General features: G+C 44.5%; 15 protein-coding genes. 4 read left to right on the plus strand and 11 right to left on the minus strand.

Going from position 1 to position 15,951, the window contains the following annotated elements; translation table 11 throughout:
• Positions 1-185: 185 nt before the first annotated feature.
• A complete protein-coding gene (locus tag QZ938_RS07175) occupies positions 186-677 on the minus strand; it encodes a hypothetical protein (protein WP_293348186.1) in 492 nt (163 codons plus the stop codon).
• Positions 678-1,035: 358 nt separating this feature from the next.
• On the opposite strand from QZ938_RS07175, the gene rfbB reads away from it, so the two are divergent.
• The 4 genes from rfbB (at position 1,036) to QZ938_RS07195 (ending at position 4,790) form a co-directional block, all read left to right on the plus strand.
• On the plus strand, positions 1,036-2,142 hold the full coding sequence (rfbB, locus tag QZ938_RS07180; protein WP_293348183.1) for a dTDP-glucose 4,6-dehydratase: 1,107 nt from the start codon (positions 1,036-1,038) through the stop codon (positions 2,140-2,142).
• A 277-nt stretch (positions 2,143-2,419) separates the two neighbouring features.
• Positions 2,420-3,268, plus strand: a complete 849-nt coding sequence (gene crtA, locus QZ938_RS07185; protein ID WP_293156359.1) for a cyanoexosortase A — start codon at positions 2,420-2,422, stop codon at positions 3,266-3,268.
• Positions 3,269-3,270: 2 nt separating this feature from the next.
• Positions 3,271-3,939 (plus strand): cyanoexosortase A system-associated protein, encoded by a 669-nt coding sequence (locus QZ938_RS07190; RefSeq protein WP_293348180.1) that lies wholly within the window; start codon positions 3,271-3,273, stop codon positions 3,937-3,939.
• A gap of 173 nt (positions 3,940-4,112) precedes the next feature.
• Positions 4,113-4,790: an HpsJ family protein gene (locus QZ938_RS07195; RefSeq protein ID WP_293331224.1), complete on the plus strand. Its 678-nt coding sequence runs from the start codon at positions 4,113-4,115 to the stop codon at positions 4,788-4,790.
• A gap of 667 nt (positions 4,791-5,457) precedes the next feature.
• Here the strand turns inward: QZ938_RS07195 and mgtA are convergent.
• From mgtA to QZ938_RS07245, 10 genes are all read right to left on the minus strand, one after another.
• Entirely contained in the window at positions 5,458-7,974 is a 2,517-nt protein-coding gene (gene mgtA / locus QZ938_RS07200) for a magnesium-translocating P-type ATPase (RefSeq protein WP_293348177.1), read from the minus strand.
• A gap of 216 nt (positions 7,975-8,190) precedes the next feature.
• Positions 8,191-9,786 carry an oleate hydratase gene (locus QZ938_RS07205; protein WP_293348174.1) on the minus strand — a complete coding sequence of 532 codons (1,596 nt, stop codon included), beginning with the start codon at positions 9,784-9,786 and terminating at the stop codon, positions 8,191-8,193.
• 1 nt (position 9,787) lies between these two features.
• A complete protein-coding gene (locus QZ938_RS07210) occupies positions 9,788-9,991 on the minus strand; it encodes a hypothetical protein (RefSeq protein WP_293348171.1) in 204 nt (67 codons plus the stop codon).
• A gap of 25 nt (positions 9,992-10,016) precedes the next feature.
• Positions 10,017-11,414: a sugar porter family MFS transporter gene (locus QZ938_RS07215; RefSeq protein ID WP_293348168.1), complete on the minus strand. Its 1,398-nt coding sequence runs from the start codon at positions 11,412-11,414 to the stop codon at positions 10,017-10,019.
• 44 nt (positions 11,415-11,458) lie between these two features.
• Positions 11,459-11,740, minus strand: coding sequence for a hypothetical protein (locus QZ938_RS07220; RefSeq protein ID WP_293156338.1), 282 nt, complete (start codon positions 11,738-11,740; stop codon positions 11,459-11,461).
• Positions 11,741-11,988: 248 nt separating this feature from the next.
• On the minus strand, positions 11,989-12,393 hold the full coding sequence (locus QZ938_RS07225) for a hypothetical protein (RefSeq protein ID WP_293348165.1): 405 nt from the start codon (positions 12,391-12,393) through the stop codon (positions 11,989-11,991).
• A gap of 320 nt (positions 12,394-12,713) precedes the next feature.
• Positions 12,714-13,382, minus strand: coding sequence for a DUF2807 domain-containing protein (locus QZ938_RS07230; protein ID WP_293348162.1), 669 nt, complete (start codon positions 13,380-13,382; stop codon positions 12,714-12,716).
• Between the two features lie 52 nt (positions 13,383-13,434).
• Positions 13,435-14,229, minus strand: coding sequence for a DUF6544 family protein (locus QZ938_RS07235; RefSeq protein ID WP_293348159.1), 795 nt, complete (start codon positions 14,227-14,229; stop codon positions 13,435-13,437).
• Between the two features lie 70 nt (positions 14,230-14,299).
• On the minus strand, positions 14,300-14,827 hold the full coding sequence (locus QZ938_RS07240; protein ID WP_293348155.1) for a DUF3122 domain-containing protein: 528 nt from the start codon (positions 14,825-14,827) through the stop codon (positions 14,300-14,302).
• Positions 14,828-14,871: 44 nt separating this feature from the next.
• Complete coding sequence (locus tag QZ938_RS07245; RefSeq protein WP_293348152.1) at positions 14,872-15,744, minus strand: hypothetical protein; 873 nt, start codon at positions 15,742-15,744, stop codon at positions 14,872-14,874.
• Positions 15,745-15,951 lie beyond the last annotated feature (207 nt).

Genomic DNA, 15,951 nt, shown 5'->3' on the forward strand with positions numbered 1-15,951 from the left:
CAAATTATATCGCTTCCGGTTGCATCGGAATGATTTAACCGCAGAGGCCGCAGAGAACACAGAGAGAGAGACAAGAGAGATGAATAATTCCGATGCTACGGGATTTGATATTAATAATTTCCCATCAAAAAACCTCCAGCCTTGGGACTGGAGGCTACCTGTGCGAATACTTTGGTTTGATATAATTATTTGACGATCGCGCTTTCGACTGGTTCGATCGCACTTTCGGAACTGGTCTCGGTAACTTGCGCTACGGGCAAATCCAGCTCGCCGCCCGGAGCTTCCGGGTGTTCGCGAACGCCTGCAACCGCATCTGCTGGCTCAGCTACACCTGTATCTGCGATCGGATCTAGCGACTCTTCAAAAACTTCAAAATTATCGCTCATCGCAGCGCAAGCAGCAGAGGCGCGCTGACCGGCGCGGTAGCTCATGTAGGCCGCACCTCCACCCAAAATCCCAGCCAAACCTAGGAAACCGAGAGCTACTGTTTTGTTGGATTTCCACGGATTAATTTGATCCGAGCCGTCGGAACCTAGGATCGTTGGCCCAGAAGCAGATTGAGCGGCCCCAGATTTTTTGTAGGAACAGGGGAAAGCAGATGCGGCGTCACCTATGGCGATGCTGCTCGCGATCGCGACGGTAGAAGCAATGCCAGCTAACACTTGAAACTTCTTCATGCTGCTCTGGATTTTGTAAAGGATAATTAAAAAATTAATGGTAACAGCTCTTTACAAATCTATCAACAAGCGATCGCCGCCCACATCACAGATCGATCGCAACTGCCAACATCTCTCAATCCCCCTTGAAATTTAAAGTTGCCAGGTAAAAAAGCTGAAACCATTGTTAAGCAAGCGTTTTGACAAACAAGCCGTTATAAATTAAAGTCAACCGAGTCAATATTGCGATCGCGCCCAAATTAGAAAATCTGAAGTCAGACAATAGAAATTTTAATCACAGGGCGACCCACACTTGATGAAAAACTACTTTTAAGGCTACTTTTGAAAAGGCTTATTTATTGGAAAAACTTTTATTTTTATGACAAACAGCGGGAATCAAGGCATTGAGCGACATCCTCATCGATTGTTGGTGACGGGCGGGGCTGGATTTATCGGCTCGAATTTTGTGCATCACTGGTGCAGCAGCTATCCGGGCGATCGAGTAGTCGTGCTCGACGCTTTAACCTACGCCGGCAACAGACAAACCCTGGCAAGTTTGGAAGGAGGAGAAAATTTTCGGTTTGTGCAGGGAGATATTTGCGATCGCGCCCTAGTCGATACCTTGCTGAAAGAAGAAAACATCAACACAGTCGCCCACTTTGCCGCAGAATCTCACGTCGATCGATCGATTATCGGGCCTGGCGCCTTCGTTCAAACCAACGTAGTCGGAACCTTCACACTCTTAGAAGCCTTCCGCAAGCATTGGGAAGTAATTGATGATTCGTCTGTCAAATCACAAATGCGCTTCCTCCACGTTTCTACCGACGAAGTTTACGGCAGTCTCGGCCCCGACGACCCAGCATTTACCGAAACAACCGCCTACTCCCCCAACAGTCCCTACTCAGCCTCCAAAGCTGGCAGCGACCACCTCGCCCGCGCCTATTTCCACACCTACGGGCTCCCAACAATCATCACCAACTGTTCCAACAATTACGGCCCCTATCACTTCCCCGAAAAGCTGATTCCATTAATGTGCATCAATATGCTATTGGGCAAACCGCTACCAGTATACGGCGACGGTCAAAACGTCCGAGATTGGCTGTTCGTGCTCGACCACTGCCGCGCCTTAGATGCCGTTATCAACCGCGGCCAGCCCGGGGAAACCTACAATGTCGGCGGCAACAACGAGGTGAAAAATCTCGATTTAGTCAAAATGCTCTGCCAACTAATGGACGAATTAGCTGCTGATTTGCCCGCACGTCCTTGCGAACAACTGATCTCATTTGTCAAAGATAGAGCCGGGCACGATCGGCGTTATGCTATTGATGCCAACAAAATTAAAACAGAGTTAGGTTGGACTCCCTCAGTCACAGTTGAAGAAGGTTTGCGGCAGACCGTGGAATGGTATTTAGCCCATCGCGAGTGGTGGGAACCCCTGCTTTCCGAGGAATATCAAACTTACTACAGCAAGATATACGCTAATTAGTTATTGGTTATTGGTTATTGGTTATTGGTTATTAGTTATTGGTTATTAGTTATTAGTTATTAAAACCAGTAATTAACACCTAATACTTAACAACCAACAAATAACGACCAACAATGACTTTTACATTTATCACATACATTGACAATTGTCAATGTATGTGAAGATTTAGTTAAACTTCATTCATAGCCCATAAAAGCAACTGTTTGTAGCTGATAATTTCAAAAGAGCGATCGAAGTTAAGCATTTTAAAAGTTTTTAGTAAAAACAGAAAGCAGCAATGACCGAAATCAACTGGCTCAAACACATCCAAGAACCGAAATACTGGCTGTTAGGCATCGCCTCCGGTTTGATTGGCGTGCAACTGACTCTGACTTCCAGAACCAACGACACAGACCTATTTGGCACAATGTTACTGTTTTGGGGAGTTGTAGCATTTCTCATTTGGGAAAGGCACGAATCCTTAACCTTTGAAAGCGGAATTTTCGCCAGCTTCTTTGGAGCCTCCTTAATTGCTTTTATCTTGCTCAAAAGTTCTTCGATATTTGGATACGACTTTTTTATCAGGGCTTCGCCTTTCTTGATAGGAATCAGTCTGGCGTTGCTAGCTTCCGGCACCAAAGGACTGAAACAATATTGGCAGGAACTGCTAATTCTTGCCTATACAGCTATTCCTCCCGGATTGATCGGAGTATTTGCTAATGTAGCCCTATACACAGCCAAATTTTCAAATTTTCTCCTGCACTATATAGGATTTGAAGTTCAACGTAAAGGAGTTTTTCTCATCCTAGAAAAGGGCAGCGTCGAAGTATATCACGGCTGTTCGGGGGTGAATGCAATTCTACAATTGCTAGGACTAGCCCTGGTTTTCTTACTGATGTTTCCTACAACTGTGGCGCAAAAAATTGTAGTACCAATCCTTGCAGTCGTGATTGCATTTGTAGTTAATGCAGCCCGAGTTGCTCTCATGGCAGTGCTAGTATCATTATCTCAACCCGAAGCATTTAAATACTGGCACGAAGGAAATGGTTCGGTAGTCTTTTCGATGATTGCTGTATTAATTTTCGGGTTATTCTGCTGGTTTGCTATCTTAAAAAACGAACCACAAAATCAGGAGCAAGAAAATTAATAATGGCTATTACCTATTGGAAACCAGTTAGAATTTCTCTTTTGGCTGTTACTCTTACAGGAGTTTTATTAGTCGCAGGCAAATTGACATTCTATCCCTCGAAAGGCAATAATTCTGCAACCAAGTTTGAATTTCCCTCTACGGTGCCTCTAGCAGAGTGGAAACTACAAAACAGCGCGCCGCTGAAAATTAGCGATACCTCAGAAGTCAAGGTTGCCAGAAAGTATGAATATCAAAAAAGTAACATTGCTCTAGAAATAGAGATGCGCTATGTGGTAGGTACCATCGGGGATGTGGAAAGTATGATGAAGGGACATACTATTCTGAAGTCGTCTCCTGGTAAACTAACATTAGCAAACACTCAAGGCGCGGGGTTTCACGGAATTTTGCAACAGCAAAATCGATTGTATTTGAGTTCGTGTATCAATCCTCGCGGCAGTGCTACAGTCACTGCCGAACAGTTTAGATACAATCGCAACACTCGCGATTGGCAGCCAAACCGGGTTTTGTTTTGGCTGTTGGGTAGGGGAAATATTCAAGACAGGCGATGTTTGTGGACTCAGATGTCTGTGCCTTTGGATAAAACAACTCCAGAAAATGCCCAAAAACTGCTAGAAAATGCTTGGGTTTCTTGGTATGGGTGGTGGCAGCCGCGATTTCCGGAACCTTAAGTCAGTCAATTTCAGATTTGAGATTTGAGATTTGAGATTTACAATGGCAGATGAATCTGAGAGCTCTAACTTGGGTCTAAAATTTGGAGACTCGACTGCTTCAATCTGTAGCTTGTATCCGTTTTTAGCGGATTGAGAGAGATTTTTTTGTTAACAACAACTGTGATTGTCTTATGAATGACGTACAAAGCGAGCAAGGTTTTTCTATCTACAGGCTGCGTTGGATTGGCTACGGTCTATTAATTCTATCTTTATTAGATACGATCGCAGTTTTTCTGCCAGCAAATTTTGGCAATCGCGTCTGGGAATTGCAGACAATTGGGGCTATAGTCGAACGGGTACCAGTTCCTCTATTGGCAATGGCGCTGATATTTTTTGGCGAAGGATATGACCGCAGAAGTTTGGAAAACATTCTTTTGAAAGTTTTGTCTTGGGTTTGCCTGCTGCTGGCGGTGATTTTTCTGTTGATGATGCCCTTGGGAATTTTTGGCACTATCTATGTCAACAACCAAAATGACAAGCAAATTACTACTCAAGCCGACCAACAATTAGCTCAATTGCAGCAAGTAGAAGAACGGCTGAATAAGGGTACTCCTGAAGATTTAAAGACTTTGGCTGGGGAACTTAGCCGTTTGGGAGTGCAAGCGAATACGCAAAACCCGCAGGAATTGAAAAGCCAAATTCTTTCGAGAATTACTCCGGCTAAGGAACGCTTGCAGGCGCAAAGGGCCACGGTGCAGTCAAATCAGCGCATGGGGTTATTTAAAAATGCTGTTAAGTGGCTGCTGGGCGCGTTGATTTCTAGCGTCTTGTTTTTCACGATATGGCGCGGTACTGACTGGGCTAGGTAGTAAGTATTGGTCTCAACTTAAGTCTGAAACGATTGAATCATCTCGCTTTTATCCGAGTCCAGATTCCCCGCGCATTCCCCTTCTGAAGCAGGGTAGTTTTATTCTGGGAAAAGAAATCTGAAACTACCGAAAGCATCGCTCAAAAGTCGGTTAGCGTCCCAGACGCAACTCTCATATTAATAAAGGTACGTAGTTGGGCTTCAGCCTCTTTATCTATATGTCTAAAGAGGGCTGAAGCCCAACTACGTACCTATTTCTATGATTACTATAAAACCACGGTGCTAAATCCCGTTTAACAAGGGGAACTTTGAGCGGATTCTTGTCCCCGCCTTTTTTGAATGGGGCTTAGGCGAATCTGTCTTAACCCAAGCGTATTGTATTATTTTAAGCAACTAAGTTTCTGTATTCAGAACTGTTGAAAGTACGATCGCCCCTACGCGATTGAATCAAAGTATTTTGCCATTCTTGGGTGATTACTGACTTATGGGCGATCGCACTTCCTAATTTAAACCTAATTTTTGTCTAAAAACATATACCACATTTCGCTAGAAAAAGTTGCAATTTGAACTCGGTTTTGGTCAAATAAGTAAGCTATCTCTGTTTTTAATTATATCTAACGATTCATTAAGTTATTGATTTTTCATGCCTAAGTTTTGCGCCTTAACGACTAAAATTTCACTCGTTGATAAAACACTCGTTTCACATTCTCAGCCGCCGTAACGTACAACAGGACGATCGCACCCAGCACCAACACAAAACTCAACGGCAACGGTTGAAACCCCAGCAGCCTTCCCAAAGGTGTCCAGGGAATGACGATCGTCACTCCTACGGTAGCCAGCGTCGCCATCAACAAGTATTTCCCCGGTTTACTGTCGAAAATAGATTTGCGAGTACGAACGACCAGCACAACCATCGAAGCCGAGATGACAGACTCCAAAAACCAGCCGGTTCTAAACTGTTGTGGTTGCGCGTGTAGCAGCAACAGCAGCGCCCCAAACGTCAGGTAATCAAAGATGGAACTCAGCAAACCAAACACAATCATGAAGTTGCGGATAAACTTGATATCCATCCGGCGCGGTTTGCTGACTAATTCCTTGTCTACGCGATCGGTTGCGATCGTCAATTCCGGGAAATCAGTTAATAAGTTCGTCAGCAAAATCTGACTGGGTAACAGAGGCAAAAAGGGCAGAAATAGAGAAATTCCCGCCATGCTAAACATATTACCAAAATTAGCGCTAGTTGCCATAAACACATATTTTAAAGTGTTAGCAAAGGTAATTCGTCCTTCCTTAACACCTTCGATCAGGACATTCAAATCCTTTTCCATCAACACAATATCAGCAGCTTCCTTCGCCACATCCACAGCACTTTCTACCGAAATACCAACATCAGCAGCATGAAGCGCAGAAGCATCGTTAATGCCATCTCCTAGATATCCAACCACATTCCCCGCTTTTTTGAGGGCGATGATAATCCGCTCTTTTTGGTTTGGTTCTACCTCGGCAAAAACATTTGTATTTTGTACTCGGTGCATCAAGGCTTCATCACTGAGCTTTTCTAGTTCAGAACCTGTTAAAGCCTTTGGTTCAGATAGTCCTACCTGCTCAACAATACTCATAGCAACCGCCTTACTATCTCCAGTAATCATCTTCGGAGTAATTCCCAACATTTCCAACTCTTTGAGGGTGTCAGCGATGCCAGGTTTGGGCGGATCGAAGAGCGCAATGTAGCCGAGAAATGTCATGTTGGTTTCATCATCTTTGCTGAAGGAATCGCGCTCGCAATCCCGATAAGCCACACCCAAGGCTCTAAATCCTTTACTACCCAAATCTTCCGCTTGTTGGTGGAGTTTTTGTCGCTCGTTTGTAATATCGATCGTTTTTCCTTCCGCAGTTTCAACGGTTGAGCAAACATCCAAAATATTTTTCAGCGCGCCTTTCGTAATAATTAAATGCGTACTGTCTTTTTTGAACAGAATGCTGAGACGTTTGCGGTTGAAATCATAGGGGACTTCATCTAGTTTTTGATAACCCGAAATGTCGAAGGTTTTGTATTCGCGAATCGCTTTGTCGATCGGATTCACGTAACCAGATTCAGAGGCGGCGTTCAAATAAGCATAAAGTAAAACGCGATCGCTATCTTTCCCCTCGACATCAACCGCAGAATGAATTTTCACCTCTCCTTCCGTCAGCGTCCCCGTTTTATCGGTGCAAAATACATTCATACTGCCAAAATTCTCGATCGCAGGTAAGCGCTTCACAATCACCCGCTTTTTCGCCATTGTCTGGGCACCGCGCGCCAGGTTAACGCTGACGATAGCTGGCAACAATTGAGGAGTCAAACCCACCGCCAGCGCTAGAGAAAACATAAAGGATTCCAGCACAGGGCGATGCAGGTAGACATTGGCGGCAAAAATTAGAGCGACTAAAACGAGCGTTACTTCCATCAAAAAGTAGCCAAATTTGCTCAGTCCATGTTCAAAATCCGTTTCGGGAGGTCTTAGTTTTAGACGTTCCGATACCTTGCCAAATTCAGTATCTTTGCCAGTATGAACAACTACTGCTTTCCCCGTTCCACTAATCACATTAGTTCCCATATAAAGGGAATTGGTGCGTTGATTTAGTCCAGTTTCAGCGGGCAATACACCATTTAATTTGTCAACCGGATAGGTTTCTCCTGTCAGTGCTGCTTCATTAACAGATAAATCTTTTGACTCTAAAACTAGACAGTCGCCGGGAATATTTTTACCCGCACAAAGCACCACAATGTCCCCCGGCACTACTTCCTCATTGGGGATTTCTTGAGATTGACCATCCCTCAACACAGTGGCTTTAACTTGCACTAAAGCTAATAGTTTTTCGACAGCGTTGGACGCTCCTCGCTCTTGCCAAAATCCTAACAATCCACTGATGATAACGATCGTCAAAATCATGATGGCATCTAGGGCATCTTTGAGAAAAATCGAGAGCAGCGCCGCCAAAATCAGAATCACGATAATCGGACTCTTGAACTGATTGAGCAACAGCACGAATGCGCTCGATTTGTGTGTTTGTTTGAGGCTGTTTGCGCCGTACTGGCTCAGGCGTTGTGACGCATCAGCACGGGTTAATCCTGCGGCTGTAGAGTGCGTCTGCTGAAGCACCTGCTCTGTGGACAAGCTCCAAAATGTGGACTGTGGATTCATGATTTTATACCTAATTTTTAATTTTTCGCAAGCAACCTTGTTCGCACAAAAGCAGCAGCAGCCACCAAACTATGAAAATTTCTAAAGCCCATCTCCCTATAGCGATCCTAAATGAATCGTAAATTTTTAACCCCACCCCAGCCCTCCCCATGAATCAGGGGAGGGAGCAAGAAATTCACAAATGATTTACGATCGCTATATCTACTTAGACAAAACTCATTTAAACGCTTTAACTAAAGCCTCAAACTGTACTCGCAGTGACTTGTCATGAGGCGAAATTGGTGGAATCGGCCGATCGATACCTAGGAATTGATATACCGCCATTTGAGCAACTCGCACCGAATACTCAACCGTGAAAACAACATCATCAGGAATTTCGACAAACTGGCTGATGAAAGCTAGATTCTTCGAGCTACGAGGAATCGGTAACGGTCGATCCGTGCGTAAACGAGGCATAAACATACTCGTAATGTACGGCATCCGGCAAGGAATGCAGTTTGCCGATTCCACGGTATCCAAATCAAATCGCAGATGGCCACAGAGCTCTCGCAGAATTTCTGCACCATTGCAATCGCTCATCGGCTTGGGAACGAAATCGCCCACGCGATCGGGAAAAAGGGCATATCCCCAGAAAACCTGTACGTCAGCAGGCTGATTTATGAAGTGGGGTTGATACGCAAGGACGATCGACATCAGCCAGTTTGAGTCTTTAAACGTGATCAGCCCTCCAGTGCCCGCTTGATTGCCACTAAATTTGGCAATTTTATCGAAGAATGCAGGGTTTTTCAATGTGACTGTAAAAGACTCCCAGAGAGACTCTGCAATGCTACTGTTGAAAGCAGCAGGATTCCCAAAATCTGGGCTTTGTGCCGCCAATTTTTCCCACAAATTCCAACTGTCGCAGTCCTGTTTAGTCAGCTTTTTGGGTGCACCTGTCATCGATCCCAAACTTGAGGCATCTGTCATAGATCCGTTTTGTAGAAAAACCAGATCCCTGTCTTTAACTGCGATCGTTTTGCTTTCACCATTTTGTTGATAATGAATGCCTGTCACTACAAACTTGCTCTCTTCGATGTTGTGATTCTCGTTCTGAGAGACTCCACCAACAAGATCCGTCACCTTGCAATCTAGGATAAAATTAACATCTTGAGCTGCGAGCCAATTCTGCAATGGACGAACCAATGAATCGTACTGATTGTAGATAGTTCGCTTCACCCCACCGAGGGTTTCAATACGAGAGAATTCGAGCATAAAGCGATGCAAATAACGCTTGAATTCAACGGCACTATGCCACGGCTGGAATGCAAATGTAGTCGCCCACATATACCAGAATTCAGTGTCAAAAAATTCAGGAGAAAGCCAATCTGTGATACAGCTAGTGCCCAAATCATTTTCATCAGCCAAGGTGAGTTTCAGCAATTCCTCACGATTTTGCATAGAAAAGCCCATCGAACTCACGGGGACTTTCCCACGACGGCTGTCAACTAGACGCGCCATAGAATTTGACTTGTGCTGCTCATTGAACTCCATAGTTTCATCAAATACCGTTTTGCCGGGTGAACTCAGGGAAGGTATTGACTTATAAAGATCCCAAGTGCACTCGTAATTATCGGTTGTTACCATTCGTCCTCCCCGCAGCGAATAACCGTTTACAGGGTTCCCGGCTCCATCCAAACTCCCACCTAACATGGGCTTTGCTTCTAGGATAAAAATATTTTTGCCAGGGAATCCGCCGTCGCGAATCATAAAGGCTGCGGCTGCCAAAGAGCCGATACCACCACCCAACAGATAAGCATTAGATTCGTTATTCATGTCAATTAATCCCCGATAATTTTGGTTGAATATTGTCTGACTTCTCTGTACTTCCCGCAGCGACTTCTGCATCTAGTCTGCTAGAAATAGCTGACAAGGTTGGTTTTTGTGTTTCTTCCATCCTCGCCATTGCTAAGAAGATTGTCGTAGCAGGTTCCAAATTGTCAAGAATTTGTTTGGTGAAGTTGTCAATTGTAGTAATCACGATCAGTCCTCTGGTATGCCAAAGATTACATTTGTTCGAGTTCCATTCCTTTGGTTTCCTTAATAAAAAAGGCAACAAAAAAGATTGAGATTGCTGCCGATATTGTGTAAACACCGTAGGCCGCACCCAGTCCAAAATATTTTAATAGCGGAGGAAAGGTTGTAGAGACGACAAAATTTGCAATCCACTGTACTGCTGCGGCGATGGATAGTGCTGATGTCCGAATTTTGTTATTAAAGATTTCGCCCAAAAGTACCCAAACCACAGGGCCCCAGGAAAAACCGAAACAAAATACATACAGGTTGGCTGCTAGAAGGGCGATGATGCCAGCAGAACCAATTAGGGTTGGATTGCCAGAGGTATCTAAGGCGGCATTCCCGAAAATAACGGTCAATGTACCTAAAGTTACCGTCATGCCGATCGACCCTACAAGCAGCAAAGGTTTGCGACCAAACTTATCGATAAAAGTAATTGCAATCAACGTCGTTATAATGTTAACTGCACCTGTAATTATCGTGAGTTTGAGAGAATCTTGTTCGGAAAAACCAACAGCCCGCCACAAAACGCTGCTGTAGTAAAAAATTACATTGATACCAACAAACTGCTGCAATACTGATAGACCTATGCCGATCCAAACAATTGGTAATAGTCTGCCACTTTTTCCAAAAAGGTCAGACAAGTTAGGCTTGCGGTCTTTCAAAATAGTTTGCCGAATGTCTGCGATTTTTGAGGAGACATTACCATCTACAATTTTTGTCAGAATAATAGCAGCTTCCTGTTCTCGTCCTTGAGCTATTAAATAGCGCGGAGATTCAGGAATTGCCAACGCAGCCATGCCATAAATCACGGCTGGAATAGCTGCGGTTAAAAACATCCAGCGCCAAGCAGTTATCCCAAACAAAAATGGTAGTTCTGCCGAACCCGCCAATGCAGCAATAGAATAGTCACTTAATAGCGCAATGAAGATTCCCAGGACGATCGCCAATTGCTGGAGCGATCCGAGCCTGCCGCGCATCTCAGCGGGGGAGCATTCGGCAATGTAAGCTGGTGCAATGACGCTAGCAATACCAACTGCAATCCCCCCCAGTAATCGCCAAAAGATAAAGTCCCAAATGCCGAAGGCAAATCCCGATCCAAGAGCGCCGATCGTAAATAATCCTGCGGCAATTAGCATTGCTTTAACTCGACCATAACGATCGGCAATTTGTCCAGCACAGAAGGCTCCCAGCGCAGAGCCTAACAAAGCCAGAGATACTGCCAAACCCGTCAACCAGCTACCGGCATTAAACGCTTTTGTTAGGGCTATAATTGCGCCATTGACTACAGCAGTATCAAAACCAAATAAAAAGCCACCGAGAGCAGCCGCCCCACAAATTAAGATGACATGATATGTGTTGGTTTTATGAGTTGTCGCAGATATCATTATGCTTGTACTCCACGATGTTGAGTTTATTCATGCTTGTCTACTTATTGAATTTTTGACGCAATCAGACCGACAAGCACAATTAGACCTAATGCTCGACGAAAGTAGTTAACGCCTTGAAACAGTTCTTCCCAAGCCCAAGTAAATAAGACACCAAAAGCTACTAAATCCAACCCTAAATGAATTTTGCCTGTTGTAAAAATGAGCTTTAATAAACTAGCTACAATCCAGACGATGAGTGGTAGATTTGGCGGCTGAGCTATGACAATTTTGCCTTCGCTGTCCCGGAATGTGCGATCGAACAATGTATCTTCTCTGGTTTCCATGAGTTTATGGTCTAAATGTAGTAAGTAAGTCGGTGTAAATAATTCAAGGTTTGTAGTGAGGGCTTTAGCCCTGTAAAAAAGGGCTAAAGCCCTCACTACGAACCAATCTCAGTAATTGTCAAATTACTTAACATACTTTGTTTTATTAGCGTCTACTTACTTAAGAGGTATGAATTGAATTGAATTACTTACACAAATCTTTGTCGATCGCGCATTGAATTTTGGCTGAATATTTTTGCGATCTAACGCTACTCGGCAAAGTGCTGTCGAATCTTGGCCGCGATTTGATTGTCCGTCATCTTGTCAACTGTCTCAATACCGACGATACGTCCACCGAGGTTATTTGATTCAAGACGTTTTTTTAGTTCATCCTTTGCCTCACCAGGCCCAAATATCAGAATATACTCTGCATCACAAATCAACGCAATCACCTCATCGTAGTAAATATTGAGTTCTCCAGTAAAATATCTCTGGCGACTATCATCTGCGGGTACTTGATATGATTCATAGCTACCCTTAAGCGGTGAATCACCCGATCGCCTAGGCTGTTTTTCTGCCTCCGATACTATCTGTTTCGTCTCTTCCCCTTTCTCAGTAATAGTCAGAATACTAGCCTTCCGATGGTCAATCCACAGCCCTGTTTTTGTTGTCATTGGAGCTCCTTTGTTCGCTATTCTTTGAGACTTATAGTTTTTACTAATACCAATTTAATGGGTCGTTGCATATATCTCGATCCCCCTAAATCCCCCTTAAGAAGGGGGACTTTGAGCGCTTCCTATCCCCCCCGACCTAAGGGGGACTAGGGGCGATCGGAATTCTATGCAGCCTCATAAAAAACTGGTATAAGCCACAGGATAAATGTAATTTTGTTATTAGCTTACTCTTTAAAATTGACGAAAGTATTCTTCTTAAGGCATAGTTTTGATAAAGGTTCAGAATGCTGAAGCCAAATCAATTTGCGACTTGCGAAAAGCTACCGTTTTTTGATTTTTCCCAAACCCTCCACAGACTCCCGGACTTGGGGAGAACCGACATACTCGATCGCCCCCACGCCGGATACAGATGCGTTCAATTGCTCGCTCACATTAACCACAGCGCTCCCCACGCCACTGTTCCGAACGGTAGCCTGCTTAGTCTTGAACTCCTCGCCCTGGAAGCCTCCGACCCCGGAAAGGGTTAGATCGAGTACATCGGCGCTACCTGCGATCGCCATGCTACCCACTCCATCCAGAGAAACCGACAACCGCTTGCTTTGGATACCCTTTGCCTCAATACTGCCGACACCGTTCAGGTGCAAGCCTTCTAGGCTTTTGACTTCCACGACGAACTCAATGGGTTTGCTGGGATTGATGGCGGCATCGTTGACAGTGCCGAGATACAGGGTGCGATCGGCTACACGACCCTCTAGGAGGGGCAAGATGTTGTCCTCAGCGCTAATTGTGAGGGATTCTTTTCCCGTTTGCTGTACCTTGACCATGCCCACAGATTTAAAGTAAATCGATGAGAATCCAGCCACTTCTTGGGATGCGATTTTGACGATTCCGGAGCCTCTAACCCCGTTATTACCAATATTGAAATAGCAGCCTGAGAATATGCTCAAAGCTACTAAACATGATAGCAACCAGTATCGTTTTGTTTTCATTGTTTTGTCTCCATTGGTTTAAAGTAAAATTTACATAAATTGATTTAGTTGCTCACGATGCGAACTCATAGTCAATCTCTGTAATTCTTCCTTTAAAATAGAGCCGAATGCCTTCTGGATACTCCCATCCCACCTCGCCTTCTAAAGGAATCAGCATCCCATTGCGAACTGAATATTCCCCAAATCGGCCGCACCAAGGCATCGCAGTCAGCTTATCGCGATAACGAGCTTCAGCCCGACAAGTCGCGATCGCACCTTCAGCATTAAACTTAAATACTAGGGAGACAGTTGTTGCGCCATCCGTCAAAGTAGCGCGCGCAGATGTATCGTCGATCGCATCCCAGCGCACACCTTGACTCGGTAATAGTGCAGTCGGATACCAAGGAGTCTCAGCAAAGAACCGCAATAATTCACCTTGGTTAGCTTCAGGAGTACCGCCCACATCAGCAACGGTAAAAAGACCGAGTAATGATGCGTGTAAACTGCCTTCTCCTAACAGATAGGTATCATGAACAAAGGCATTAACTCCTGGTGCCATCTGGATGCGTGCATCCCAATCAAAACCCGGACGTTGAGCGATCGCAAGTTGAGTCGCAGTAAACGGACTCCACTTATCCTCCATTTCATTCATATTGAACAGTCCTTGCTGAGAGAGTTTGACCGCAGAGGCGATCGCTTGTCCGTCCTTAAGAACTGTCCGAAAAAATCGCTGTACGGGGGCTGGCAAGCCTTCAAGCTCTTTCTGGTCATAGATTTTGGGCTTAATTGTTCGCCGTCCATTTGTTAATTTTGCTCGTAGGCGATCGGTATCTGACTGCCATCGATAGCCAGCATAAATGATAGCCATTCCCAAGCTTAGGAAAATTGAAAAAACAATAATTGTAGTCCACTTAATCCACATAATATTTACCTAGATTTTATGGTGATTTATAACTGCCAACAGCCTGCCATTCTTCGACTAAAGATGGTGGGACTGACAAGCTAACAGGTTCACCATCGATAGTTGGTAATGATAATTTCAGAGGAATCTCCGCCTGCAACTGCGGTAATAATGGCTGGAGGTTATACTGTCCGACGTTGGGTTCGGGAACGGCCCCCTCGGTGAAAATATCACTAGAAGCTTCGGTAGCTGTGAGTGTTTTTCCTAGGGAATCAGTCAGAGTTAGAGGTTGAGTGCGATCGATCTTCGTCACTCCAGGAAAACCCACCAACCGCAGATCGAAACTCGTCTGGTTATCTGGGCTGATGCGTTTAAAGGCGATCGCTTGCCAGTAATTGCCATGCTGATCTATGAGGGTTTGCCTCGATTGATAAACCATCTGTCCTGGTGCTTCCTCTAGTTGGCGAATGGCGGCAATAGCTGAATTTTGCCCAACTCCAACTAAGATGCAAAACCAGATAGCAAGTCCGATTAATATGGTCTGAATCGACTTTCCAAATATCATAGATTTCTCCTGAAGTTGAATTATGAAAATTTCTACTCACCTACTCAAGAAATAGCTATTTGGGGTTTTTCTCTACCAAATTGCCACAGTAAGATGACACCTAATCCGAACAGATTGATCAGGGAAACTACTAACCCTCCGAAAAATGGAATTAGTGTCAGAATAGTTAGAATTGCCAAACCGACCAAAAACTGCTGCTGCAAAGATCGATCGCCCTTACCAACTACACGTTGACCGACAAAAAGCGCTACGCCTAATGAGCCGACTAGGGCCGTGACAACCGCAGTCAAAATCAGGAGTGGAATCAGGGGAATCCCAATCAGCGTAATCGCGAGAAACACCGTGGCGAAAACAAAGGAAACAGTCGCCCCAATCCCCCATAAAGCTGTCAAACCGGGACTTTGACGCAATTGTGCCGCCAAATTCGGTAGGAATTGTGGGCTGCTATGCAAAATAATCAGTCCTAAAATAGCTGCTACTACTGCGGAACAAATTCTAAAAAGGGCACTGAAGAAATACTGACCAAAGAAGCTACTTCTGCCGCGATTAGAGCCATACATCATGCCATGTCGATCGCTAAATGTAGCACGTTCACCACTAACGATCGCACCTGGTTCCTGCACGATTTTGCCACCAAAGGAGTAAGCATCACCCTCCACCCGCGCTCCTTTTTTCAGGATGACATCCCCGCCAAACGCCATCGCAGTATCCAAAACTCTGGCATTAGGAGAAACCGTAACGCTTCCCCCAAAAGCATGGGCATTTTCGACAACTTGATTCTCTGCTACGATGATATTTCCACCAAAGCGAATCAGGTTAGTATTGTTGATATTGATATCAGTCTGCGCCAGGGCATTGCCTGCAAATATCAAGCAAATCGTGGCTAGGAAAGCTAGAATTAATTGTTGCCATTTCATAAAGTTTATCTCATCAATAAAAAGAATCTGGACTATATTTTATGATATTCAACAAAGGTGAGGAAACTGTGAAGAAAGCTTAGACAGAATCGCAATAATTTATATTTTTGTGCATACATTATGCTACCTTAGCTATCCTACTCTTTAAAATTAGCAAAGGTATTGTTCTTAAGGAATATTTTTTATGAAAGCAGGGTTGAATTTATA

The organism is Microcoleus sp. CAWBG27 (assembly GCF_020883145.1).
Lineage (GTDB): Bacteria > Cyanobacteriota > Cyanobacteriia > Cyanobacteriales > Microcoleaceae > Microcoleus.